Genomic DNA, 1,195 nt, shown 5'->3' on the forward strand with positions numbered 1-1,195 from the left:
GAGTGGCTCTTGAAAAGAGAAAAGCCGGAAGATCATGGGATTTCTTTCGGCTTTTTTACATAGATATGTGAGAATTTTCTGTTGTCACCTAAGCATTTTTCTATGTTAATTCAGCATCAATAATAATGTTGCCCAGTTTATTATCAACAGGCCATTGGTCGGTAATAACTCTAGCCATGCATAAGTGTCTTTGTGTTTTCTGTGGAATATCGCCTGACTCAATAATATTACGTAAATTTATTAATTTTTCCTTAAAATTATTCAATTGATTAATTGTAGTAAAAAGACTGAATTTGTCATAGGTTGCAATAGCTTTCTCGATTTCTACTATCGCTATATCTATTTTTTTTATTACATTATTTATATTCATTGTTTTATTAACTTATCTAAATCGCTGATATATTTTTGTGTTTGACCACCAGGTAATCCAACGCCTTGTGCTGCGGCTTTTCCTTCAATAATGGTTGTTCCCGGAACAACTTTAAATTGTGAAAAATTAGTCATTTGATTCCACTCCGTCTTGACTGCTAGGCTTGATCTAGTTGCGGGGAATGTTTCGAATATATACCTACCTTTTTCCCATGCATTGACATTATCAAAGTATCTTAATCCATATTCATTAGATGTTGCAGGACGAACCTTAATTGTTTCTATATCAAAAGATTGGATTGTTTGTTTTCTAAAATCACGAGGGACATTTTGCGATTTTAGATACGCGGATGCATCTCTAACCCCTTGATATGGATGCGGAGGCTCCCCTTTATTCCCCGGCGCCCCCGCCAGCCCAAACGGGTCAACCCAAGACACCGGATTATGCACATACGAGTAGGGATTTACGCCCCCTGCTAAGCCAATTGGGTCTGGACTAATATACTGCCCGGTCTCCGGCGAATAATACCGAAAGCGGTTATAGTATAGCCCGCTTTCCTCATCCTCATATTGGCCCATAAACCGCAGGTTGCACTGGACATGGTGATCAGGGTGATGAGACGGCACGCTTCCTCGGCTTTCGGCTTTGCCCCAGGTGGTCAGATGTTGCCCCCAGACCATATCTCCTTGCTCATCCAGCAATTCCCGCACCGTGCCCTGATGGTCGCTGATGGCGTAGTGCAGTTTGCCCCGTTCAAAACGAGCCGCCGGCGTCAGGCTGCCCGGTTCATATAACCAGCGCACGCGACGCTCTTCCAGCCGGGTG

At 42.8% G+C, this 1,195-nt stretch carries 2 protein-coding genes; both read right to left on the reverse strand.

Features of this window, described 5'->3' with window-relative positions; translation table 11 throughout:
* Nucleotides 1-100 precede the first annotated feature (100 nt).
* On the reverse strand, nucleotides 101-370 hold the full coding sequence (locus AB204_RS14090; protein ID WP_053067915.1) for a hypothetical protein: 270 nt from the start codon (nucleotides 368-370) through the stop codon (nucleotides 101-103).
* A partial coding sequence (locus AB204_RS20885; RefSeq protein WP_324292614.1) for an RHS repeat domain-containing protein occupies nucleotides 367-1,195 on the reverse strand: 829 nt, incomplete at its 5' end. The genes AB204_RS14090 and AB204_RS20885, both read right to left, overlap by 4 nt.

Origin of the sequence: Xenorhabdus khoisanae, from assembly GCF_001037465.1 — a bacterium.
Lineage (GTDB): Bacteria > Pseudomonadota > Gammaproteobacteria > Enterobacterales > Enterobacteriaceae > Xenorhabdus > Xenorhabdus khoisanae.